Here is a 20984-nt window from a genome sequence, read left to right on the forward strand (position 1 = left end):
AATGACAATGCAATGCCCTCCCCCAAAAAGCGCATTGCAGCCTGTAAACAAATGGCGTAAATAGCGCCCTTTTTTCGTTGAAAATACCGTTCAAACCCTTCTACTGCCTGGGTTCTCGCAAATTGACTTTCGGATTTATCCCACTATAGTGGTGCGGGCCCTGCGTGGGGGGCTGTCTGATGATTTCAAGCATAACTAGGAGGCCACATATGGCTGACAAAAAAGCGCAGTTGATCATCGAGGGCAATGCCCCCGTCGAACTGCCCGTTCTGACCGGCACTGTTGGTCCCGATGTAATCGATGTGCGGAGCCTGACCGCCACGGGTCGGTTCACCTTTGATCCTGGTTTCATGTCGACCGCCTCTTGCGAGTCGAAGATCACCTATATCGATGGCGACCAGGGGATCCTGCTGCACCGCGGCTACCCCATCGAGCAGCTCGCTGAGCAATCCGACTACCTGGAAACCTGCTACCTGCTGCTCAATGGCGAACTGCCGAGCAAGGAAGAGAAGGCCAAGTTCGTCAGCACCATCAAGAACCACACCATGGTTCACGAGCAACTGAAGACTTTCTTCAACGGTTTCCGCCGCGACGCCCACCCGATGGCCATCATGTGCGGCGTGGTTGGCGCCCTGTCCGCCTTCTATCACGACTCGCTGGACATCAATAACCCGCAGCACCGTGAAGTGTCGGCCATGCGCCTGGTGGCCAAGATGCCGACCATCGCCGCCATGACCTACAAGTACTCCATGGGCCAGCCCATGATGTACCCGCGCAATGACCTGAATTACGCGGAAAACTTCCTGCACATGATGTTCAACACCCCGTGCGAGATCAAACCGATCAGCCCGGTGCTGGCCAAGGCGATGGACAAGATTTTCATCCTCCATGCCGACCATGAGCAGAACGCCTCCACCTCCACCGTACGCCTGGCGGGCTCCTCGGGTGCCAACCCATTCGCCTGTATCGCAGCCGGTATCGCCGCGCTGTGGGGCCCGGCACACGGTGGTGCCAACGAAGCCGTACTGGCCATGCTCGACGAGATCGGTGACGTTTCGAACATCGACAAGTTCATCGCCAAGGCCAAGGACAAGAACGACCCGTTCAAGCTGATGGGCTTCGGTCACCGCGTGTACAAGAACCGCGACCCGCGCGCCACCGTGATGAAGCAGACCTGCGACGAAGTCCTCGGCGAGCTGGGCATCACCAATGACCCGCAGCTGGAACTGGCCATGCGCCTGGAAGAGATCGCCCTGACCGATCCGTACTTCAAAGAACGCAACCTGTACCCGAACGTCGACTTCTACTCGGGCATCATCCTGAAGGCCATCGGCATTCCGACCTCGATGTTCACCGTTATCTTCGCCCTGGCGCGTACCGTGGGCTGGATCTCGCACTGGAAGGAAATGCTCTCGGGTCCGTACAAGATTGGCCGTCCGCGCCAGCTGTACACCGGTTACGAGCAGCGCGATCTGCCGACCAACCGCGACTGATAGCGCCACGAGACAAAAAAGGCTGCCAATCTGGCAGCCTTTTTTATTGCCGATATCCCGAGCTCAGCGCCCTTCTACCTTTGCCCGCAAGCCCCGCAGCGTCTGCAGCGGCGCATCGACGACGAAGCTGTTGGCCAGCCAGGAGGGTACGCTACCACCCGGCTCGGTATGCACCTCGTAGGTCACCTCCACCCTGCCCTGATCCAGCGGCTTCAGGTGCCACTCACCGTCGACGCACGGCACCCGCACGAAACCCTTCTCCTCCGGCAATCGCTGCGGCACCGCCTTGAGCAGGCGCGTGACACCACCGTCGGCATCGGTGCGCGTGGTCACCTGGATCACCGAATCACGCGCCTTCACCGGCCAGGGCATGTCGAAACGGGTGTACAGCTCGCTCACATCACCATCGGTTTCGAGCAGCCGCTGCTGCTGACAGCTGAAGATCCAGGAGCACGCCCCCGCGACATCCTCCTGCGCCGCCTGCACCGCAGCCAGGTTCGCGTTGATCGTCACCACACCGCGATAGGCCTTGTACTTGGATCCAGGTACGTCGGCCAGGTAAACGCTCACACCGTCTTCTTCGCGCTCCAGTTGCCACTGCCTCTCGGCAGCCTGGACAGCGGTCGCACACAACATCATGGCCAGAACGGAATAACGCATCATCTTCGAGCAACTCCCGGTGGGACTGTTTGCGTTTCGACCCGCACGGGCCACGAGCGGTTCACATCGTCAGGCAGTCGCCTGCTCCAGCCAACCCAACATACGAATGGCGCTTTCACGATCATCCGCGCACAGCTGCTCTTCCGCCTTGAACCCACTGCATACTGCGGGCCTCTCGGGGCGACCGAAGATAGCGCAGAGAAACTCGGCGCTGAGATGGATACAGCGCACACCAGCGGGCTTGCCATCGGGCATGCCCGGAATCGGTGAACTGATGGAAGGCGCGATGCAGCAAGCACCGCAACCGGCACGACACTCCATGAAACGACCTCGACTGGAAGCGAACCGCGGCGATCCTAATGACGTACGCGCCTGCCGTCGAGGCCTTTCACGATCAGCGGTTACGCTGCAAGCGAGCCAACAGGCTGGAGGTATCCCAACGCCCACCGCCCATGGCCTGGACGTCGGCGTAGAACTGATCGACCAGCGCCGTGACCGGCAACTGTGCACCATTGCGACGCGATTCCTCGAGCAGGATCGACAGGTCCTTGCGCATCCAGTCGACCGCGAAACCGAAGTCGAACTCGCCAGCCAGCATGGTCTTGTAGCGATTCTCCATCTGCCAGGACTGCGCCGCGCCCTTGCTGATCACATCGACCACCGCATGGCCATCGAGCCCCGCGCACTGAGCGAAGTTCAACGCCTCTGCCAGCCCCTGAACCAGGCCGGCGATACAGATCTGGTTGACCATCTTGCTCAGTTGACCGCTGCCGGCCGGGCCCATCAGGCGCATCATCCGCGCATAGCTCTGGATGACCGGCTCGGCCACTGCATAGGTTTCTGCCTCACCACCGACCATCACAGTCAGCACGCCATTGACCGCACCGGCCTGGCCGCCTGATACCGGCGCGTCGAGAAAGCCAAGGCCACGCTCGGCGGCGACAGCCGCCAGCTCACGCGCCACATCGGCGGAGGCGGTCGTGTGATCGACCAGAATAGCGCCCGGCGCCATGCCGGCGAACGCGCCCTGCTCGCCCAGAATCACGCTGCGCAAGTCGTCATCGTTACCGACGCAGCACATCACCAGTTCGGCGCCCGCCACAGCCTCGCGCGGGCTAGGCGCACTGCTGCCGGCATATTCACCCATCCACTGCTCAGCCTTGCCAGGCGAGCGGTTATAGACCGTCACCTGATGACCGTTGCGAGCCAGATGCCCAGCCATCGGATACCCCATGACGCCCAAACCGAGAAACGCGACCTTTGCCATAGCAACCTCCAGCAGATATAGGCGCCAGAGCCTAACGGGCATGCCGCTAATCATCAAAGCTTTTGCAGCACACCTTCCCTTCATCCGACGCTACGCGCCACCTTCTCCCGCCGGGGAAAGACATCAGGAGTGTTCGCTGTGCGACTCTCGCACCCAGGTCGTTTGCCCTGCTCGAAAAGGCCTTCCATACTGCCTGCGGTTCCGTTCAGAACGGGAGGCCTGAGCTTGCCTCGGCCCTGATGCCAGGAACCTTTTCCATGCAGCGGGGCCGAAGCGCAACAGATCGCAGACAGGTTCTAAGGAGCGCCCATGGGGCATTGGCTAGTCATCGACCTGGAGGCCACCACCGATGAGGGTGGCTGGGCGATGGAAGAAATGGAAATCATCGAGATCGGCGCCAGCCTGGTTGGCGTGGATGGCCATGAGCGGGATCACTTTCAGCGTTTCATCAAACCACAGCGCCGCCCATGCCTGACCGACTTCTGCCGCGAACTCACCCACATCAGCCAGAGCGATGTCGACAGTGCAGCACCATTACCCCAGGTCTGGGCTCAATTCGAACGCTGGCTCATGCAACATGCATCGCGTCTGGTCGGCTGGAGCAGCTGGGGCGATTACGATCGACGTCAACTGGAACAGGAGTGGCGCCAGCACCGCTTGCATAGCCTGCTGGCTGATGTGCCACACCTCAATCTCAAGCAGGCTTTCGCCAAGGCTCGCCAGCTACAGCGCCCGATAGGCCTGCACAGCGCGCTGCAATTGGCCGGCATGCAGTTTCAGGGACAACAGCACCGCGCCCTCGAAGATGCACGCAACACCGCGCGCCTGTTGCCGCTGGTACTGCCTCTCAAAGACTGATGACGAAAAAAAGGCGCTTGGGCATACTGGCGGCCCTTTTATGGCCTGCCATCCATGGCGGCTACCCTTCGGGCCGTCGCCACACGACGTAAAACATGGCTCTCAGCAATTTTTCCACCCCCTTCCGAGGAATCGCAGATGTTCAAGGTCAACGAATACTTCGACGGCACCGTCAAATCCATCGGTTTCACCATGGCTGAAGGCCCTGCCACCATCGGTGTAATGGCCCCGGGCGAATACGAATTCGGCACCAGCCAACTGGAAGTCATGCATGTGGTTGCCGGCGCACTGACCGTCAAACTGCCAGGCAGCGAAAGCTGGAACACCTTCGAAGCCGGCAGCAAGTTCACCGTCGAGGCCAACAGCAAGTTCCAGCTCAAGGTGGCCGTAGACACCGCCTACCTCTGCGAATATCGCTAAGCCGCACAGCGCTTTAAGAACCGGCCCCAGCGGCCGGTTTTTTCTTTGACCATCATCAGGATTCTGTCCATGCCACGCTCCGCCCTTCTTGTCCCCATCGCCCTGCTCGTGGTGGCCATGGTCTCGATCCAGAGCGGCGCGTCGCTGGCCAAGAACCTGTTCCCACTGGTAGGCGCCGAAGGCACCACAGCACTGCGTCTGGTGCTCGGCGCGATCATTCTGTCGCTGGTGATGCAGCCCTGGCGGGCCAAACTGGATCTGCGCAAGTGCCATGCCCTGCTCGCCTACGGCCTGGCGCTGGGCGGCATGAATCTGATGTTCTACATGTCCCTGCAGAGCATCCCGCTGGGCATCGCCGTGGCGCTGGAATTCACCGGCCCACTGGCCCTGGCGCTGTTCTCTTCACGCCGTCTGCTGGATTTCGTCTGGGTGATCCTGGCCATCGCTGGTCTGTGGATGCTGCTGCCCACCGGCGCCACGCAAAGCGCCATCGACCCACTCGGCGCAGCCCTGGCCCTCGGTGCGGGCGTTTGCTGGTCCCTGTACATCATCTTCGGGCAGAAAGCCGGCGCCCGGCATGGCCGCCATACCGTCGCCCTGGGTACCTGGGTAGCCGCTTTGCTGGTCTTGCCCATTGGCATCTGGCATGCAGGCACTGACCTGCTGAGCGTGGACCTGCTGCCCATCGCCCTCGGTGTCGCGGTACTGTCCTCGGCCCTGCCCTACAGCCTGGAGATGGTCGCCCTGACGCGCCTGCCAGCGCGCACCTTCAGCGTGCTGATGAGCCTGGAGCCGGCAGTCGCCGCCATGTGCGGCCTGGCCTTTCTCGGTGAGAAACTGCTCTGGGGCCAGTGGCTGGCCGTCGGTGCGATCATCGTCGCATCGGCCGGGGCAGCCGCCACCATCAAACCCAAGAGCTAGTTGCCGAACTGCAACTCGGCCAAACGCGCATAGAGCGGACTACTCTCGATCAGCTCGGCATGGCTGCCGATCGCAGCCAAACGGCCATGCTCGATCAGCGCGATGCGATCGGCCTGCTTCACCGTGGCCAGGCGATGAGCGATCACCAAGGTGGTACGCCCGGCCATGAGTGACGGCAGCGCCTGCTGGATCAGGTGCTCGCTCTCGGCATCCAGCGCGCTGGTAGCCTCATCGAGCAGCAGGATAGGCGCATCGGCGAGCAAGGCACGGGCAATCGCCAGGCGCTGACGCTGGCCCCCGGAAAGCCCGAGCCCGGCCTCCCCAAGATGAGTCCGGTAGCCCTGTGGCAGGCGCTGAATGAACTCATGCGCATGCGCCGCCCGCGCGGCCGCCTCCACCTCGGCCTGGCTGGCATCCAGGCGACCATAGCGAATGTTGTCGTCGACCGAACCGAAGAACAGCGCCGGATTCTGCGAAACCAGTGCAAAACTGGCGCGCAGCTCGCGTGGGTCGAGCTGATTGATCGGCACACCGTCGATAAGGATGCGCCCGCCCTGCGGATCGAAGAAACGCAGCAGCAGATCGAACAGTGTCGATTTGCCAGCCCCGGATGGCCCCACCAGTGCCAGCGTCTCACCCGCCGCCACCTGCAGGTCAACGCCATCGATGGCGTAGCTGTCCGAACGCGACGGATAGGCGAAACGCACATTCTGCAGCTCGATGCGCCCCTGTACCGGCTGCGGCAGATGCTGCGGCTGCTCCGGCGCCATGATGGCGTTAGTGGCTCGCAGTAGCTCGCCGATACGCTCGGCGGCGCCTGCAGCGCGCTGCAATTCACCGATCACCTCGCTCAGCGTGCCGAAGGACGAGCCAACGATCAGGCTGTAGAACACGAAAGCTGCCAACTCACCGCCAGAGATGCGCCCGGCGATCACGTCCATGCCGCCGACCCAGAGCATCACCCCGACGGCGCCGAGCACCAGCACGATGACCACGGTGATCAGCCAGGAACGCTGGGCGATGCGCTTGCGCGCCACATCGAAAGCCGCTTCGGCAGACTCGCCAAAACGGCGCTTGTCCTCGTCCTGGTGGTTGTAGGCCTGCACCGTCTTGATCTGTCCCAGCACCTCACCGACATAGCTGCCGACATCGGCCACGCGGTCCTGACTCTGCCGCGACAGTGCGCGCACACGGCGGCCGAACAGCAGGATAGGCGCCACCACCAAGGGTAGAGCCAACAGAACGATACCGCTGAGCTTGGGATTGGTGACCACCAGCAGCACGCTGCCACCGATCAACATGATCAGGTTGCGCAGTGCCATCGACAGTGACGAGCCGATCACCGACTGCAGCAAGGTAGTATCGGCGGTCAGCCGCGACTGGATTTCCGAGCTGCGATTGCTCTCGTAGAAGCCAGGATGCAACTCGATCAGGTGATCGAACACACGCCGACGGATATCCGCGACCACCCGCTCGCCGATCCATGACACCAGGTAGAAGCGCGTGTAGGTGCCGAAGGCCAGCGCCAATACCAGCACGAAAAACAGCAGCAGGGACTGCCGCAGCGCGGCCGGCGACTGCGTGGCCAGCCCCTGATCCACCAGCAGCTTGATGCCCTGGCCCATGGACAAGGTGATCGCCGCCGTGAACATCAGTGCTAGCAACGCACCCAGCACTCGGCCGCGATAAGGCGCGATAAAGCGCCAGGCCAGGCGTATGGCGCCACGCTGGCGAGAAGAAAGCATCGATGTCATGACGGGTCTCAGGAGTCAGCAGCCGAGGGCGCTTCAGCCAGCCAGGCCACTGCGCACAAGGCCAGCGCAGCCAGGTTGGTCGAAAGCGGATTGAACGCCTGAATCAACAGATGGGGGCTCAGCAGCACAACATCAAGCAGCAACACCAACAACACCGCGCCAGCGACCAGCAAGGGCCAACGCTGGCGCCGCACCGTCAGCAGCAGGACGCCCAGAAGTATCTCGGCAATACCGCCGACAGCCGCGATCAGCTGCGGAGCGAACAGCGGATGATCTGGCAGACCATGGACTGCGATCATCGCCACCTCGTCAGGGCTGAGCCAGAGAATCTTCGGCGCCAGGCCATGCCAGATGAACACCAGTGCCAGAGCCAATCGAGCGAGCCAGGCGATCTGCGCCAGGCGCCGGTCAGTCATGCAGAAAGCGCTCAGCGTGATCGGCAGTGGGCAGCAGACAGACCTGATAGCGCCCGAACAGGCGGTAGCGATTCAGCGCAATGCGGTCATAACACCAGTCACGCAGTGGGCTTGGAATCAGGCGCAGCCAGGCAAGAACACGCCAGGGCTGGGGCAGGCGGGCGAGAATGTGCAACAACGCGGTGGAGCGTACATGCAAGCCTGCCTCATCGATCAGCGCCATGGTGTCGAAACGGTCGGTCGGCAGCCCATACCAGGCCAGCAACGCCTGGCCTTGCACCGACTGCACCGAAGCCAGGCGAAACTGGCGTTGGCGGTCATACCGAATGAGGAATCTCGCCCAGCCATTGCACAGCTTGCAGACGCCATCGAACAGGACGACACGCTCGCCTGCAGCAAGTCCGGGCGGCAGCGACTGCTGCGTCATTGGCCAGCGCTCGCCTGTTGCGCCAGAGGGCGGTAATGGCCGGTGATGCGGTAGGCGAACAGGATGTCCTCCTCCTGCGTGCCGCGACCGATGTTGTGCAGCACCAGCGGCGTAGCCGTTGGCGCCTGACGATCACTGATGATGCCGATATGAGTGAGGCCACGGCCCAGATCCCAGGTGACGATATCGCCAGGCTGGTATGCCGCGGCATCCTGCTTGACGGGCAGCGACCAGCCCTGACGCTTGAACCAGGTCATCAGGTTGGGCACGCGGCGGTGATCGATATTGCTGTCCGGGCGATTCAGCCCCCAATTCTTCGGGTAGCTGGCAAAGTTGCCGCGCATATCGCGATGCACCGCTTCCTGCAGATCCAGCCCCTGCTGACGCAGTGCGCGGATTACCACGTCGGTGCAGACCCCGGTGGCCATGGGCACGTCGCCGCCCGGATAGCTTAAGCGGCGATAGGCCGGGTCATAGCTCAGGGTCACACCGACCTGCTGGCGAGCATCGAGCACCAGCCTGTCCGCCTCGATGGCCTGCACGGCGAAAGCCAGCAACCCGAGCAGCAGTGCAATCAGCATGCGCATATCGATCTCCTATCGACTCAGGGGGTACAGCAGTTCTTCCTTATAACCGGCCCAGACCCGCACCGCATCAGGGAAGGTGTCGTCCAGATTCACGTCGCCACTGTCGACCAGCAGCGGCCGACCTTCCAGCGTCGCCAGCTTGCGTTTGGTCGCCACCACGCGCAGACGCTCCAACCCCACGGCGCGCAGCACGCGCGGGCTGATCTGCTGGTTGCCGCGACCGATGATATGGCCCTGACCACCAATCGCGGTCACCAGCAGGTAAGTCGGGTGCCCTTCGACCAGAGCGAACAGCTCGGTTTCATTGACGTCGCGGGCGATGACCCGGCCATCCTCGATCACATCGACGCCGAGCAAGGTGGTTTCCAGAGCAAGATTCTGCGCCAGACCGTGCAAGGTCGAGCCGGGACCGAACACGTAGCGCGCACCCGGCTCCCACTCGTTCTCGAGCCAGGCGGCCAGATCAGCCAACACCAGCTCTTCGGACTCCACACCACCCTGCTTCACCGCCTGCACGTAGCCGCCCTCCTGCGGCACACACAGCTCGCCGTACCAGCGCGCGGTGACGCGGCCTTCGCGCAGGGCGCTCTCGTCGATGTCACGCACCTCGCCGCTGGCCAGTCGTACCAGGCCGCCCTCCACCAGGCGCGCAGTCAGCTCGCCCGCTGCACGCGGACTGATGGCGTAGACGCCGGACTGGATCTTCACACCGGCCGGAATACCCAGCACCGGCTGGCCGTCCCTGACGGCGGCACAGACATCACGCGCAGTACCATCACCGCCAGCGAAGAGAATCAGCGCTACACCGGCGTCCTGCAACTGCTGCACTGCGTGACAGGTGTCTTCGGCAGTGGTCGGCTGCGCACCGACCTGCCCCAGCAGGCGATGCTCAAAGCCCATCTGCGCCAAAAGATCGCCACCCATTGCGCCCGGATAGCTGACGAACTCGATGCGCTCGCGCAGGGTCAACAACTGTTCAAGCGCGGTGCGCGTACGTTGCGCCGCCTTTGGCTCGACACCCAGAGCCAGCGCCTGCTCGGCCATGCCGTCACTGCCCTTGAACCCTGCAGGGCCACCCAGCCCGGCCAGTGGATTGATGATCAGACCGATATGAAAACGCGACATGAATTCCTCGTTCCACACAGACTGGCACGCAGCCTGCAATACGACTTTCGCAATGTGTTTTGTGACATAGTTCCGACGTCGCAGCTGTCACCGCGCCTTCATCTGGAAGCTCTAGAGTGGCGCGCATCACTGATGAGGAGACAGGCCATGAGCTTGCAAGATAACCCAGCCCAGTACCCCACCACAGCCAAGCAACAACAGGAGCCGGTGGGCGGTTTTATCATTGATGGTCAGGGCCGCGAAGTGCCCATTACCGAAGAGATGATCAAACAGGCCTGCGATGCCCTGGAAGAAGACCGTCAGCCCACCGGCCAGCAGGCTTGAATCTCCTGCGCCAGACACGCAATGTGCCTGGCGTACCGGCCTCAATCGTGCGGCACCAGCTTCAGCGACAGTGAGTTGATGCAGTAGCGCAACCCGGTCGGACGAGGCCCATCGGGGAATACGTGCCCCAGGTGCGCGTCGCATTTGGCACACTTGACCTCGATCCGATGCATACCGTGGCTGTAGTCGTCGAGGCTGGCGATCACCTCGTCGTTGATCGGCTGAAAGTAGCTTGGCCAACCGCTTCCAGAGTCGTATTTGGCATCCGAGTCGAAGAGCGCCTCGCCGCAGCAGGCGCAGTGGTAAATGCCAGGGGTCTTGCTGTCGTGATAAGCGCCGGTGAACGGCCGTTCCGTGCCGCCCAGACGGCAGACATGAAATTGCTCGTCAGTCAGTTCTTCGCGCCAGCTATCCAGGGGTTTATCGACTTTATCCACGAACGGGGTTCCTCCTCGGTAATTGGACAATGCGCAGCAGTACGGGCAGCACCAGCATCTGGCAGCTTCGAGTGAGGTTTCTGCGACTGCAGCGCCTCTGTGCGCCGCGTGGCAGGCCAGAAAAAAGCAGGACTGGTACCTTTGCCGCGCTCAGGTCGCCACGTATGATTCGACCCCAGTCTGTCACCCACGTTACGGGCTGCCAAGATTCCCCGCCGGGATAATTTTGCAGCGTACTTCAGTGGGTTCTCCATAGCTCGGGAATCCTTACATGCAGGTCAGCAAATCGAACAAGCTCGCCAACGTCTGCTACGACATCCGCGGGCCGGTGCTCAAGCACGCCAAGCGTCTGGAAGAGGAAGGCCATCGCATCCTCAAGCTGAACATTGGCAACCCGGCGCCGTTCGGTTTCGAGGCGCCGGAAGAGATTTTGCAGGATGTGATCCGCAACCTGCCAACTGCGCAGGGCTACAGCGACTCCAAGGGTCTGTTCAGCGCGCGCAAGGCGGTGATGCAGTACTACCAGCAAAAGCAGGTCGAAGGCGTCACCATCGAGGACATCTACCTCGGCAACGGCGTGTCCGAGCTGATCGTCATGGCCATGCAGGCGCTGCTCAACAACGGTGACGAGGTGTTGATTCCGGCGCCTGACTATCCGCTGTGGACCGCTGCAGTGGCTCTGTCTGGCGGTAAGCCGGTGCATTACCTGTGCGACGAGCAGGCCGGCTGGTTCCCCGACATCGCCGACATGCGCACCAAGATCACACCGAACACCAAGGCGCTGGTGTTGATCAACCCGAACAACCCGACCGGCGCGGTGTACTCCAAGGAAGTGCTGCAGGACATCGTTGAACTGGCGCGTCAGCACAACCTGGTGATCTTCTCCGACGAGATCTACGACAAGATCCTCTACGACGAGGCCGTGCACATCAGCACCGCCTCGCTGGCACCGGATGTGCTCTGCCTGACCTTCAACGGCCTGTCCAAGAGCTACCGCGTAGCGGGCTTCCGCTCCGGCTGGGTAGCCATCTCCGGGCCCAAGCACAGGGCACAGAGCTATATCGAAGGCCTGGATATCCTGGCCAACATGCGCCTGTGCGCCAACGTGCCGAGCCAGCACGCGATCCAGACCGCGCTCGGCGGCTACCAGAGCATCAATGACCTGGTACTGCCCAACGGCCGCCTGCTGGAGCAGCGCAACCGTGCCTGGGAGCTGCTCAACGACATTCCTGGCGTCAGCTGCGTCAAACCCATGGGCGCGCTCTACGCTTTTCCCAGGATCGACCCGAAAGTCTGCCCGATCCATAACGATGAGAAGTTCGTCCTCGACCTGCTGCTGTCAGAAAAACTGCTGATCGTCCAGGGCACCGCCTTCAACTGGCCGTGGCCGGATCATTTCCGTGTGGTCACCCTGCCCCGCGTCGACGACCTGGAGCAGGCCATCGGTCGTATCGGCAACTTCCTCAAGGGGTACAGCCAGTAAGCCGACATGGACCTGCAGATCGACGATTTCTACAAGGACGCCGCCAGCGGCCTGCTCATGCTCTATCAAGCCTTCCCGCGCAAGATGGCGCTGTACGTGGAAGACCTGATCGGGCGCGAGGAACCGGACGAGTTCGGCCTGCCCAGCAAGCGTCACCAGGCTTGCCTCGGCGCGCTGCTGTGGCTGGCCGAGGAAGGCTATCTGCGTTTCGAGTCGACCATCGCTTACGACGCGCTGGATCAGGCGGTGCTCAGCGAGAAAGGTTTTCTGCGTCTGTCACGCGCCATCCCCCATGCCTTGCGCGAGGGTGAAGTGCTGCCGCCAAGCGTGCGCCGCGTGCACGCCACACTGGCATTTCAGCTGCGCGAGGCCCTGGCCCAGCAGCACGGCGAGCGCACCGCCCGCCTCACTCGCCTGCTGTTCGAGAGCGCGCTACAGGGTCAAGAGACATAGTTTGAAATAGTCGCTGGTTGAAAGCCCCAGGGGGGCGCCCTTATATAGCCGGCATTACTCGTACGTCTTTCCCCGTGAGGAGTCCGTTCACACCATGATGCGCATTATGTTGTTCCTGGCCACCAACCTGGCGGTTCTGGTTATCGCCAGCATCACCCTCAAACTGCTGGGGGTCGACCGCTTCACCGGCCAGAACCACGGCAGCCTGCTGATTTTCTGCGCCGTGTTCGGTTTCGCCGGCTCGCTGGTGTCGCTGTTCATCTCCAAGTGGATGGCGAAGATGAGCACTGGCACGCAGATCATCACCCAGCCGCGCACGCGTCACGAACAGTGGCTGTTGCAGACTGTCGAGGAGTTGTCGCGCGAAGCCGGGATCAAGATGCCTGAAGTCGGCATCTTCCCTGCCTACGAGTCCAACGCCTTCGCCACAGGCTGGAACAAGAACGACGCACTGGTCGCCGTCAGCCAGGGCCTGCTCGAACGTTTCTCGCCGGATGAAGTACGTGCGGTGCTGGCACACGAGATCGGCCACGTCGCCAATGGCGACATGGTCACTCTGGCGCTCATCCAGGGCGTGGTGAACACCTTCGTGATGTTCTTCGCACGCATCTTCGGTAACTTCGTCGACAAGGCGATCCTGAAGAATGAAGACGGCCATGGCATCGGCTACTTCGTCGCGACCATCTTTGCCGAGCTGGTGCTGGGCATCCTGGCCAGCATCATCGTCATGTGGTTCTCGCGTAAACGCGAGTACAAGGCCGACGAAGCCGGTGCTCGCCTGGCCGGTACCGGCGCGATGATCGCCGCACTGCAGCGCCTGCGTGCCGAACAGGGCGTACCGGTGCAGATGCCGGACAGCCTGACCGCTTTCGGTATCAATGGTGGCCTGAAGAATGGCCTGGCTGGCCTGCTGATGAGCCACCCGCCACTGGAAGATCGCATCGAGGCGCTGCGCCGCCGCGGCTGATCCATCTGTCACAGACAAAAAAGGCGACCTTCGGGTCGCCTTTTGCATTGGCCTGTCGTATCAGCAGCGTGCCAGGTGAAACACCACCTCCTCCACTGCCTCGAGCTGATTCTCGATAAAGCGCGGGTTGCCACTCAGCACGTCCTTGCGCTCCACCTCACGCGGCACCCAGCCTGCACTGAAGTGCTGAACGACTTCGGCGTCATCAACCGAGAAGGGAGGACCATCCATACGCTGCTGGTCGTACACCAGGGTCACCAGCAAGCCCTGGCAGGCTTGCGGCAAAATTGTCTGCAGATGAGCGACATAGCGCTGGCGCATTTGTGGCGGCAAGGCGATCAGCGCAGCGCGATCATAGAACGCCTGGCACTCGGCAACGTCCTCACGACTCAGGGCGAAAAAGTCGCCGCATAGAATCCGCAGCTTGCCCGCCTGGTAAATCTTGAACGCGCCGTGCTGAGCGATCTGCGGCTGCACATCACGCTCGGCGAAGAAATCCTGCACCGCGCGCTCGGCCAACTCCACACCAATCACGGCATGCCCTTGCTCCGCCAGCCAGGCCAGGTCGAGGCTCTTGCCACACAGCGGCACCAGTACTGCCGCATCCTCAGAGAGCCCGAGTCGAGCCCAGTGCCGGCGCAGATAGCCGTTGACCTTCTCCTGATGAAAGCCAATTTGGCTACGTGCCCAACGCTCCTGCCAGAACGCCTCTTGCATGAATGAAACCTCCACAAAATCGATAGGAATACTCAACTATTTATGCTGGAAATCGATAGGTCCAGCAACGAAGATGACGACATCCTACTTCAGGAGCTGATCGCCATGCTGCCCTCACTGTTCATATCCCATGGTTCGCCCATGCTGGCCCTGGATCCAGGTGCCAGCGGCCCTGCCCTGGCCAGACTGGCCGCCGAGCTGCCCAGGCCCAAAGCCATCGTGGTGGTGTCGGCCCACTGGGAAAGCCAGCGCCTGCTGCTGACGGCAGGCGAGCATCCCAAAACCTGGCACGACTTCGGCGGTTTCCCGGCTGCGCTGTATACCGTGCAGTATCCGGCACCCGGCGCACCAGAGCTGGCCGCGAAGATCGCCGGGCAATTGAACGAGGCCGGCCTGCCGGCTGAGCTCGATGCTCAGCGCCCCTTCGATCATGGCGCCTGGGTTCCGCTGTCGCTGATGTATCCGCAAGCCGATATTCCCGTGCTGCAACTGTCGCTACCAAGCCGCATGGGCCCCGAGCTGCAGACCCGCGTGGGCCGCGCGCTGGCCGATCTGCGCGAGCAAGGCGTATTGCTGATCGGCTCTGGCAGCATCACCCACAATCTCGGCGAACTCGACTGGCGCGCCGGACCGGACGTCATCACGCCCTGGGCCAAGGCCTTTCGCGACTGGGTGGTGGAAAAGCTCGAAGCGAACGACGAAGAGGCCTTGCACCATTACCGTCACCTGGCACCGAGTGCCGTACGCAATCACCCCAGCGACGAACACCTGCTACCGCTGTTCTTCGCACGTGGTGCTGGCGGCGCCTTCAAGGTTGAGCACAGTGGTTTCACCTACGGTGCACTGGGGATGGATATCTATCGCTTCGGCTAGCCGCTGTTTTTCACGCTGTCCCAGGCGATCTGCGCCAGCAGCTCGCGGCACTCGCCCAGATTGCTCTGGGTGCGGCCAGCCAGCCAGTTGCGCGCCAGATCATGCGTTGGGCCAATCACCACCGAGGCGAAACAGTCGTCCGGCAGCGCCTTGAACAGCCCCTGCAGACGGTACTCGGTGAGCGCCGTGAGAATCTGCGCGAAATGCTGACGATTGGCGTCGCGCAGAGCATCGCCCATCTCCCCCGCTTCGACCCGACTGCGGCTGTGCAGGATGAAACGCGCCCAATCCGGATTGGCCACCACCCAGTCGATATAGCTGGTCACCAGCAACTTGACGCAGGCCTCAGCGCTGGCTGCGCTGGCAAATCCGCGCTGCAGCATGTCGGCGTATTGCGCGGTGCCGGCCAGATAGAGCGCGGCGATGATCCGCTCCTTGTTGCCGAAGTGATGATACAGGCTGCCGATACTCGCCCCCGAGCGGTCACGGATCATCTCGATGGTGGTGACATCGACGCCGTGCTCGGTGAAGCAGGCCAACGCTGCCTGCAGGATCTCGTCTTTACGCGATGGACGGGCCATGCCGCTTCCTATGACTAGAATATTTTTCTAGAATAACTTTCTAATGCTCGTATACTGCCTCGGCGCGCGCTCATCTTCAATCGCCAATACGCAGGAGAGAGTCATGAGTCAGATGTTGCAGATGTTCCAGCAGGCCGGCGCTGCCCAGTTCAGCGCGATGATCGGCCAGGTCGCCCCTTACTTCGCCACTATCGCTCCGCAGATGGTCGAGCTGCGTCCCGGCTATGCCGAGGTCAGCTTCGCCAAACGCCGCGAAGTGCTGAACCATATCGGGACAGTACACGCCATTGCCCTGTGCAATGCGGCCGAGCTTGCCGCCGGCAGCATGACAGACGCCTCCATTCCTGACGGTTGCCGCTGGATTCCCAAAGGGATGACGGTGGAATACCTGGCCAAGGCAGACGGCGACATCCGCACGGTGGCCGATGGCAGCGCGGTGGATTGGGATCAGACCGGCGACATCAAGGTGCCGGTGATGGCCTACGTCGGCGACAAGCCGGTGTTCCGCGCCGAGATCACCATGTACGTCAGCCAGGCCTGAAAATGCAGAGGCCCGTCATCGACGGGCCTCTGACTCACTCAGTCGAGTCGCACCAGGATACGGCCAACCATACCGCCGGAGAGTATCCGCTCAATGGCCGTAGGCAACTGGGCCAGGCCTATTTCCTCGCATAGCGGCGAAAGATCGAGCTTCCACTGCAGCGACAGCTTGTCCCACATGGAAGCCTTGACCACCAGTGGCAGCTCCACCGAATCCACGCCCAGCAGGTTGACACCGCGCAGGATGAACGGCAGGACGCTGGCCTGGAAACCGACACCGGCGGTCAGCCCACAGCAAGCCACACTGCCGCTGTGGCGTAACGACTTGACCACATTGAACAAGATGTCGCCACCCACTGTGTCCACCGCTCCCGCCCAGCGCTCCTTGAGCATCGGACGCTCACTCCCTTGCTGCAGCTCTTCGCGGCTGACAATCTCGTCAGCACCGAGACCACGCAGGAAATCGCCCTGTTCGGCCTTGCCGGTCGCAGCGGCCACGCGATAACCCAGCTGCTTGAGCAGCACCACGGCAATGCTGCCAACGCCGCCCGTGGCACCGGTGACCAGCACTGTGCCGGATTCCGGCGTAACGCCAGCCTGCTCCAGTTTGTCCACGCACAGCGCGGCGGTCAGGCCGGCGGTACCGAGAATCATCGCCTCGCGCAGCGGCAAGCCCTGTGGGCGCTTGATCGCCCAGGCGGCCGGCACGCGAATGTACTGGCCAAAACCACCGGCAGTGTTCATGCCCAGGTCGTAGCCCGTGACGATCACCTCGTCGCCCACGGCGAACTCGGCAACGCTGGAGGCTTCGACCACCCCCGCCGCGTCGATGCCGGGCGTGTGCGGGTAGGCCTTGGTCACGCCACGGTTGCCGCTGGCGGAGAGGGCATCCTTGTAGTTGAGCGAGGAATAGCGCACGCGGATCAGCAGTTCGCCCTGCGGCAGTTGCTCGACGTTACGCTGGACCACTTCACGCTGGAAACCGCCATCGGCGCCTTCGCTGACCAGCAAGGCCTTGAACTCGGTCATCATCCTCTCCTCTTGTCGTGGCTCGCGGCTGCGCGGCACAAGTCGCTCGTGCAGCCCATCATGAACGAAGCGTTACCAGAAGCGTTGCTGATTGAGTCTGCTCAACCAGGTCAGGACGAAGCGATCTGCCGCCATGCTGGCAGCCAGCCCGACGCGCTCCTGCAGACTCTTCTTATGAGCGAAATGCAGATGGAACAGTTCAGCCTCGACGGCGCGCTCGGCCAGGTACTGGTCGCTGGTCTTGAGTTCGTCAACCAACAGGCGCTCCTGCGCCGCCATGCCCAGCCAGATCTCACCGGTGGCAATGGCATCGATGTCCAACTGTGGGCGGTAACGGGCAACGAAGCCCTTGAACAGTTCGTGGGTGGTCTCCAGGTCTTCCTGGAATTTTTCCCGGCCCTTTTCGGTGTTCTCGCCGAATACGGTCAGCGTGCGCTTGTACTCACCAGCCGTCAGCACTTCAAAATCGATTTCGTGCTTCTTCAGCAGGCGATGCACGTTGGGCAACTGCGCCACCACCCCGATGGAGCCAAGGATGGCGAACGGCGCGCTGAGAATCTTCTGGCCGATGCAGGCCATCATGTAACCGCCGCTGGCCGCCACCTTGTCCACGCACACGGTCAGCGGGATGCCGGCATCGCGGATGCGCACCAGTTGCGACGACGCCAGACCATAGCTATGCACCATACCGCCGCCGCTTTCCAGACGCAGCACCACTTCGTCCTCGGCCTTGGCCATGGACAACAGCGCCGTCACTTCGTGGCGCAGGTTGTCGGTGGCTGACGCCTTGATATCGCCATCGAAGTCCAGCACGAACACCCGCGGCTTGCTGGGCGGCGCCTTCTTCTCCTGCTTGGCAGCCTTGGCCTGCGCCTTGCGCGTGGCCTTGAGCTGATCCTTGGACAGCACGCTGTGCTCCAGGCGCTCACGCAGATCCTTGTAGAAATCATTGAGCTTCTGAACCTGCAACTGACCACTGCCGCGTCGCCCTTTGCCGCGCGTGGCAGCGATCGCTACCAGCACCACGACGATAGCGACCACCAGGGTCAGGGTTTTCGCCAGAAAGCTGGCGTACTCGCTAAGAAACTCCACGGATCCCCCTTGGGTAATGCGGCGGCGCCTGAGCGCACAAAGGCTCAAGCATACGGCGCAGCGCCTCGCCGGCCAAGCGCGGCAGCACTGCGCAATGGACATAAAAGCAATTCAAACAAGCGTATGTTTTTTCGTTGACAGCCCCCGAGCTTCCTCATACCCTCGCCAAACATTCAACGTGCCGAGACCAATACGGACGTGGGCAGCATCTATCTGATTCGACATGGCCAGGCTTCATTCGGTGCAGACAACTACGATGTCCTGTCTCCCGTCGGCGTGCGCCAGGCCGAAGTGCTGGGCAAGCACTTGGAGCAACTCGGCATCAGTCTCGATCGTTGCGTCAGTGGCAGCCTGCGCCGCCAACAGCACACCGCCAACGCAGCCCTGCAGCACATGAGCAACGCCCCGGCGCTGGATATCGACGAAGCCTTCAACGAATTCGATGCCGACGCGGTTATTCGTACGCTGCTGCCGGATCTGCTGCCGGAAGAGCCCGAAGCCCTGCATATCCTGCGTAACGGTGCGCAGAACCGTACCGAATTCCAGCGCCTGTTCGCCAAACTGATCCAGCGCTGGATTTCCGGCGAACATGACAAACCAGGCCTGCAGAGCTGGCAGGCCTATGTCGAACAGGTCGAAGGTGGCCTGCGGCGCATCCTTGAGCAGGCAGGCAGCAAACAGAATATCGCCGTGTTCACCTCCGGCGGCACCATCACCGCTCTGCTCCGTCTGATCACCGGCGTCCCGGCTGCAAAGGCCTTCGAACTGAATTGGCAAATCGTCAACACCTCGCTCAGCCAGCTGAAATTCCGCGGCAGCGAGGTGAGTCTGGCTTCCTTCAACAGCCATGTGCATTTACAGCTGCTGAAGGCGCCGGAGCTCATCACCTACCGATGAGCTCCAGCCCACTGCGGCCGCGAGGCTGCGCGAAAAAACCGAAAAAGGATAAGACCATGAGTGTTGCTGACATCGCCCAAACCATGCAGTCCAAGTTCAACGCCAGCGCCGCTGCAGGCCTGGATCTGGTATTCCAGTTCAACATCGAAGATGGCGAAAACTACGCGCTGATCGTCAAGGATGGCACCTGTGCCCTCGAGCAAGGCGACAATCCGAACGCCAACGTGACCCTGATCATGGACAGCGAAACCCTCAAGGGCATCGTCAGCGGCGAAACCGACGGCATGCAGGCCTTCATGGCTGGCAAGCTGCGCGCCGAAGGCGACATGATGCTGGCGATGAAGCTGGGCGAACTGTTCCCGGTCTGATTGGCGAGCTGAGCGCAAAACACGAAAACCGGAGTCCTGGCACTCCGGTTTTTTTTTGCCCGTGATTTGCGGCCAAGATGACAAACCGAAATGACTGATCAGGCAGTTTGATCGAGGTGCAACACGCCCGCCTATAACGACGCGTATTGCTTGTGACAGCCTGAGTGCAGCATTAGATTAACCAATTATCTAGGGCACCCATCATAAGCAGAAGGGATAAGCATGGCGCTCACCGACCAATCCACCCGAATCCGTACCGGCGAAGAACTCGACGCCGACGTCATCGACGCTTATCTGAAAGCCAATATTCCGGGCCTGAGCGGCGCAGCCAAGATCAGCCAGTTCCCCGGCGGCGCTTCGAACCTGACCTACCTGATCGAATACCCGCAGCAGGAATTCGTCCTGCGCCGCCCGCCGTTCGGCCACAAGGCCAAGTCGGCGCACGACATGGGCCGCGAATACCGCATTCTCAACCAGCTCAACGCCGGCTTCCCCTACTGCCCCAAGGCTTACGTGCACTGCACCGACGAGTCGGTGATCGGCGCCGAGTTCTATGTGATGGAGCGGGTCAAGGGCATCATCCTGCGCTCGGAAATGCCGGCCGAGCTGAATTTCAGCGCCGAGCAGACCAGCGCGCTGTGCAAGAGCTTCATCGACAAACTGGTCGAGCTGCATAACGTCGATTACAACGCCTGCGGCCTGGGTGACCTGGGCAAACCCGAGGGCTATGTCGGGCGTCAGATCAAGGGCTGGAGCGAACGCTACGAGAAAGCCCTGACTCCGGACGCACCGACCTGGGAGCCGGTCAAGGCCTGGCTGAATGACAAGATGCCGGCCGATCACCACAAGCCGGGCATCGTGCACAACGACTACCGCTTCGACAACGTGATCCTCGACCCGAACAACCCGATGCAGATCATCGGCGTGCTCGACTGGGAGATGACCACCATCGGCGACCCGCTGATGGACCTGGGCAACACCCTGGCCTACTGGATCGAAGCCGGTGACCCGGCTCCGGTGCAATTGATGCGTCGCCAGCCGAGCAACGCGCCAGGCATGCTTACCCGCCAGCAGTTCGTCGACTACTACGCCGAAAAAGCCGGCATCGAAATCAAGAGTTTCGACTTCTACTACACCTATGGCCTGTTCCGTCTGGCCGGCATCGTGCAGCAGATCTACTACCGCTTCTATCACGGCCAGACGCAGGACAAGCGCTTCGCCCAGTTCATTCAGATGAACAAGCTGCTGGAGCAGATGAGCCTGCAAGTCATCGGCAAATCCACTCTCTAACCCCG

At 61.8% G+C, this 20984-nt stretch carries 26 protein-coding genes; 13 read left to right on the top strand and 13 right to left on the bottom strand.

All coding sequences use genetic code 11. The features are described from left to right. Positions 1-209: 209 nt before the first annotated feature. Positions 210-1493: a citrate synthase gene (gene gltA / locus INS93_RS07385; RefSeq protein WP_059392428.1), complete on the top strand. Its 1284-nt coding sequence runs from the start codon at positions 210-212 to the stop codon at positions 1491-1493. A 63-nt stretch (positions 1494-1556) separates the two neighbouring features. On the opposite strand, the gene INS93_RS07390 is transcribed toward gltA, so the two are convergent. The 3 genes from INS93_RS07390 to INS93_RS07400 form a co-directional block, all read right to left on the bottom strand. Next, entirely contained in the window at positions 1557-2156 is a 600-nt protein-coding gene (locus INS93_RS07390) for an START domain-containing protein (RefSeq protein WP_192980864.1), read from the bottom strand. A 66-nt stretch (positions 2157-2222) separates the two neighbouring features. Continuing rightward, complete coding sequence (locus tag INS93_RS07395; protein ID WP_160017950.1) at positions 2223-2474, bottom strand: YkgJ family cysteine cluster protein; 252 nt, start codon at positions 2472-2474, stop codon at positions 2223-2225. A 73-nt stretch (positions 2475-2547) separates the two neighbouring features. Then, on the bottom strand, positions 2548-3420 hold the full coding sequence (locus INS93_RS07400; protein ID WP_160017949.1) for an NAD(P)-dependent oxidoreductase: 873 nt from the start codon (positions 3418-3420) through the stop codon (positions 2548-2550). A gap of 309 nt (positions 3421-3729) precedes the next feature. Between INS93_RS07400 and INS93_RS07405 the strand changes: the two genes are divergently transcribed. The 3 genes from INS93_RS07405 (at position 3730) to rhtA (ending at position 5619) form a co-directional block, all read left to right on the top strand. After that, the gene (locus INS93_RS07405; RefSeq protein WP_160017948.1) at positions 3730-4278 is read left to right on the top strand and encodes an exonuclease domain-containing protein; all 549 of its coding nucleotides are present in this window, start codon (positions 3730-3732) and stop codon (positions 4276-4278) included. 138 nt (positions 4279-4416) lie between these two features. After that, positions 4417-4698, top strand: a complete 282-nt coding sequence (locus tag INS93_RS07410) for a pyrimidine/purine nucleoside phosphorylase (RefSeq protein WP_160017947.1) — start codon at positions 4417-4419, stop codon at positions 4696-4698. Positions 4699-4767: 69 nt separating this feature from the next. Next, a complete protein-coding gene (gene rhtA / locus INS93_RS07415; RefSeq protein WP_192980865.1) occupies positions 4768-5619 on the top strand; it encodes a threonine/homoserine exporter RhtA in 852 nt (283 codons plus the stop codon). On the opposite strand, the gene INS93_RS07420 is transcribed toward rhtA, so the two are convergent. From INS93_RS07420 to INS93_RS07440, 5 genes are read right to left on the bottom strand one after another with little or no spacing between them, the layout of a single operon-like run. Further along, positions 5616-7373: an ABC transporter transmembrane domain-containing protein gene (locus INS93_RS07420; protein WP_192980866.1), complete on the bottom strand. Its 1758-nt coding sequence runs from the start codon at positions 7371-7373 to the stop codon at positions 5616-5618. The two genes, rhtA and INS93_RS07420, sit on opposite strands and share 4 nt — an antisense overlap. An 8-nt stretch (positions 7374-7381) precedes the next feature. Beyond that, positions 7382-7789 carry a DoxX-like family protein gene (locus INS93_RS07425; protein ID WP_192980867.1) on the bottom strand — a complete coding sequence of 136 codons (408 nt, stop codon included), beginning with the start codon at positions 7787-7789 and terminating at the stop codon, positions 7382-7384. Then, positions 7782-8216 (bottom strand): thiol-disulfide oxidoreductase DCC family protein, encoded by a 435-nt coding sequence (locus INS93_RS07430; protein ID WP_192980868.1) that lies wholly within the window; start codon positions 8214-8216, stop codon positions 7782-7784. Before INS93_RS07430 ends, INS93_RS07425 begins: the two co-directional genes overlap by 8 nt. Further along, positions 8213-8803, bottom strand: a complete 591-nt coding sequence (locus tag INS93_RS07435; protein ID WP_192980869.1) for a DUF1287 domain-containing protein — start codon at positions 8801-8803, stop codon at positions 8213-8215. The genes INS93_RS07430 and INS93_RS07435 overlap by 4 nt, the downstream gene beginning before the upstream one ends. Positions 8804-8812: 9 nt before the next feature. Next, positions 8813-9928: an ATP-NAD kinase family protein gene (locus tag INS93_RS07440; RefSeq protein WP_192980870.1), complete on the bottom strand. Its 1116-nt coding sequence runs from the start codon at positions 9926-9928 to the stop codon at positions 8813-8815. A 147-nt stretch (positions 9929-10075) separates the two neighbouring features. Here INS93_RS07440 and INS93_RS07445 point away from each other — a divergent pair, with 147 nt between their 5' ends. Beyond that, a complete protein-coding gene (locus tag INS93_RS07445; protein ID WP_178094632.1) occupies positions 10076-10252 on the top strand; it encodes a PA1571 family protein in 177 nt (58 codons plus the stop codon). Positions 10253-10293: 41 nt separating this feature from the next. Here the strand turns inward: INS93_RS07445 and msrB are convergent, their stop codons facing one another. Beyond that, positions 10294-10689, bottom strand: coding sequence for a peptide-methionine (R)-S-oxide reductase MsrB (msrB, locus tag INS93_RS07450; protein WP_160017939.1), 396 nt, complete (start codon positions 10687-10689; stop codon positions 10294-10296). 271 nt (positions 10690-10960) lie between these two features. Between msrB and INS93_RS07455 the strand changes: the two genes are divergently transcribed. The 3 genes from INS93_RS07455 (at position 10961) to htpX (ending at position 13592) form a co-directional block, all read left to right on the top strand. Next, positions 10961-12172, top strand: a complete 1212-nt coding sequence (locus INS93_RS07455; RefSeq protein WP_160017938.1) for a pyridoxal phosphate-dependent aminotransferase — start codon at positions 10961-10963, stop codon at positions 12170-12172. Between the two features lie 6 nt (positions 12173-12178). Continuing rightward, on the top strand, positions 12179-12625 hold the full coding sequence (locus tag INS93_RS07460; RefSeq protein ID WP_160017937.1) for a hypothetical protein: 447 nt from the start codon (positions 12179-12181) through the stop codon (positions 12623-12625). A 94-nt stretch (positions 12626-12719) separates the two neighbouring features. Next, a complete protein-coding gene (gene htpX, locus INS93_RS07465) occupies positions 12720-13592 on the top strand; it encodes a protease HtpX (RefSeq protein ID WP_017676754.1) in 873 nt (290 codons plus the stop codon). A 60-nt stretch (positions 13593-13652) separates the two neighbouring features. On the opposite strand, the gene INS93_RS07470 is transcribed toward htpX, so the two are convergent. Then, entirely contained in the window at positions 13653-14309 is a 657-nt protein-coding gene (locus INS93_RS07470; RefSeq protein ID WP_192980871.1) for a thiopurine S-methyltransferase, read from the bottom strand. Between the two features lie 105 nt (positions 14310-14414). Here INS93_RS07470 and INS93_RS07475 point away from each other — a divergent pair, with 105 nt between their 5' ends. Continuing rightward, the gene (locus tag INS93_RS07475) at positions 14415-15182 is read left to right on the top strand and encodes a DODA-type extradiol aromatic ring-opening family dioxygenase (protein WP_192980999.1); all 768 of its coding nucleotides are present in this window, start codon (positions 14415-14417) and stop codon (positions 15180-15182) included. Here INS93_RS07475 and INS93_RS07480 read toward each other — a convergent pair. Continuing rightward, positions 15179-15763, bottom strand: a complete 585-nt coding sequence (locus INS93_RS07480) for a TetR/AcrR family transcriptional regulator (protein ID WP_192980872.1) — start codon at positions 15761-15763, stop codon at positions 15179-15181. The genes INS93_RS07475 and INS93_RS07480 overlap by 4 nt on opposite strands. A 103-nt stretch (positions 15764-15866) precedes the next feature. On the opposite strand from INS93_RS07480, the gene INS93_RS07485 reads away from it, so the two are divergent. Further along, positions 15867-16304, top strand: coding sequence for a hotdog fold domain-containing protein (locus INS93_RS07485; RefSeq protein ID WP_160017933.1), 438 nt, complete (start codon positions 15867-15869; stop codon positions 16302-16304). 38 nt (positions 16305-16342) lie between these two features. On the opposite strand, the gene INS93_RS07490 is transcribed toward INS93_RS07485, so the two are convergent. Further along, the gene (locus INS93_RS07490; protein ID WP_192980873.1) at positions 16343-17332 is read right to left on the bottom strand and encodes a YhdH/YhfP family quinone oxidoreductase; all 990 of its coding nucleotides are present in this window, start codon (positions 17330-17332) and stop codon (positions 16343-16345) included. Between the two features lie 72 nt (positions 17333-17404). Next, the gene (sohB, locus tag INS93_RS07495) at positions 17405-18424 is read right to left on the bottom strand and encodes a protease SohB (protein WP_192980874.1); all 1020 of its coding nucleotides are present in this window, start codon (positions 18422-18424) and stop codon (positions 17405-17407) included. 198 nt (positions 18425-18622) lie between these two features. Here sohB and INS93_RS07500 point away from each other — a divergent pair, with 198 nt between their 5' ends. The 3 genes from INS93_RS07500 to INS93_RS07510 all read left to right on the top strand — a co-directional run bounded on the left by INS93_RS07500 (position 18623) and on the right by INS93_RS07510 (position 20979). Beyond that, positions 18623-19321, top strand: coding sequence for a histidine phosphatase family protein (locus INS93_RS07500; protein ID WP_192980875.1), 699 nt, complete (start codon positions 18623-18625; stop codon positions 19319-19321). Between the two features lie 56 nt (positions 19322-19377). Next, positions 19378-19689: an SCP2 sterol-binding domain-containing protein gene (locus INS93_RS07505; protein WP_003459932.1), complete on the top strand. Its 312-nt coding sequence runs from the start codon at positions 19378-19380 to the stop codon at positions 19687-19689. A 222-nt stretch (positions 19690-19911) separates the two neighbouring features. Then, complete coding sequence (locus tag INS93_RS07510) at positions 19912-20979, top strand: phosphotransferase family protein (RefSeq protein ID WP_192980876.1); 1068 nt, start codon at positions 19912-19914, stop codon at positions 20977-20979. Positions 20980-20984 lie beyond the last annotated feature (5 nt).

It is taken from the genome of Pseudomonas sp. EggHat1 (assembly GCF_014892995.1).
GTDB classification, from domain to species: Bacteria; Pseudomonadota; Gammaproteobacteria; order Pseudomonadales; family Pseudomonadaceae; genus Aquipseudomonas; species Aquipseudomonas chaetocerotis.

Excerpts from the sequence above, each read along its gene's own strand:
- INS93_RS07470 (WP_192980871.1), bottom strand. The coding sequence starts at position 14,309 with ATGCAAGAGGCGTTCTGGCAGGAGCGTTGGGCACGTAGCCAAATTGGC.
- INS93_RS07395 (WP_160017950.1), bottom strand. The coding sequence starts at position 2,474 with ATGGAGTGTCGTGCCGGTTGCGGTGCTTGCTGCATCGCGCCTTCCATC.
- INS93_RS07405 (WP_160017948.1), top strand. The coding sequence starts at position 3,730 with ATGGGGCATTGGCTAGTCATCGACCTGGAGGCCACCACCGATGAGGGT.
- INS93_RS07440 (WP_192980870.1), bottom strand. The coding sequence starts at position 9,928 with ATGTCGCGTTTTCATATCGGTCTGATCATCAATCCACTGGCCGGGCTG.
- htpX (WP_017676754.1), top strand. The coding sequence starts at position 12,720 with ATGATGCGCATTATGTTGTTCCTGGCCACCAACCTGGCGGTTCTGGTT.
- INS93_RS07490 (WP_192980873.1), bottom strand. The coding sequence starts at position 17,332 with ATGACCGAGTTCAAGGCCTTGCTGGTCAGCGAAGGCGCCGATGGCGGT.
- INS93_RS07430 (WP_192980868.1), bottom strand. The coding sequence starts at position 8,216 with ATGACGCAGCAGTCGCTGCCGCCCGGACTTGCTGCAGGCGAGCGTGTC.
- gltA (WP_059392428.1), top strand. The coding sequence starts at position 210 with ATGGCTGACAAAAAAGCGCAGTTGATCATCGAGGGCAATGCCCCCGTC.
- INS93_RS07460 (WP_160017937.1), top strand. The coding sequence starts at position 12,179 with ATGGACCTGCAGATCGACGATTTCTACAAGGACGCCGCCAGCGGCCTG.
- INS93_RS07420 (WP_192980866.1), bottom strand. The coding sequence starts at position 7,373 with ATGACATCGATGCTTTCTTCTCGCCAGCGTGGCGCCATACGCCTGGCC.
- INS93_RS07435 (WP_192980869.1), bottom strand. The coding sequence starts at position 8,803 with ATGCGCATGCTGATTGCACTGCTGCTCGGGTTGCTGGCTTTCGCCGTG.
- INS93_RS07505 (WP_003459932.1), top strand. The coding sequence starts at position 19,378 with ATGAGTGTTGCTGACATCGCCCAAACCATGCAGTCCAAGTTCAACGCC.
- INS93_RS07390 (WP_192980864.1), bottom strand. The coding sequence starts at position 2,156 with ATGATGCGTTATTCCGTTCTGGCCATGATGTTGTGTGCGACCGCTGTC.
- INS93_RS07445 (WP_178094632.1), top strand. The coding sequence starts at position 10,076 with ATGAGCTTGCAAGATAACCCAGCCCAGTACCCCACCACAGCCAAGCAA.
- INS93_RS07485 (WP_160017933.1), top strand. The coding sequence starts at position 15,867 with ATGAGTCAGATGTTGCAGATGTTCCAGCAGGCCGGCGCTGCCCAGTTC.
- INS93_RS07410 (WP_160017947.1), top strand. The coding sequence starts at position 4,417 with ATGTTCAAGGTCAACGAATACTTCGACGGCACCGTCAAATCCATCGGT.
- INS93_RS07475 (WP_192980999.1), top strand. The coding sequence starts at position 14,415 with ATGCTGCCCTCACTGTTCATATCCCATGGTTCGCCCATGCTGGCCCTG.
- INS93_RS07400 (WP_160017949.1), bottom strand. The coding sequence starts at position 3,420 with ATGGCAAAGGTCGCGTTTCTCGGTTTGGGCGTCATGGGGTATCCGATG.
- INS93_RS07510 (WP_192980876.1), top strand. The coding sequence starts at position 19,912 with ATGGCGCTCACCGACCAATCCACCCGAATCCGTACCGGCGAAGAACTC.
- INS93_RS07425 (WP_192980867.1), bottom strand. The coding sequence starts at position 7,789 with ATGACTGACCGGCGCCTGGCGCAGATCGCCTGGCTCGCTCGATTGGCT.
- rhtA (WP_192980865.1), top strand. The coding sequence starts at position 4,768 with ATGCCACGCTCCGCCCTTCTTGTCCCCATCGCCCTGCTCGTGGTGGCC.
- INS93_RS07455 (WP_160017938.1), top strand. The coding sequence starts at position 10,961 with ATGCAGGTCAGCAAATCGAACAAGCTCGCCAACGTCTGCTACGACATC.
- INS93_RS07480 (WP_192980872.1), bottom strand. The coding sequence starts at position 15,763 with ATGGCCCGTCCATCGCGTAAAGACGAGATCCTGCAGGCAGCGTTGGCC.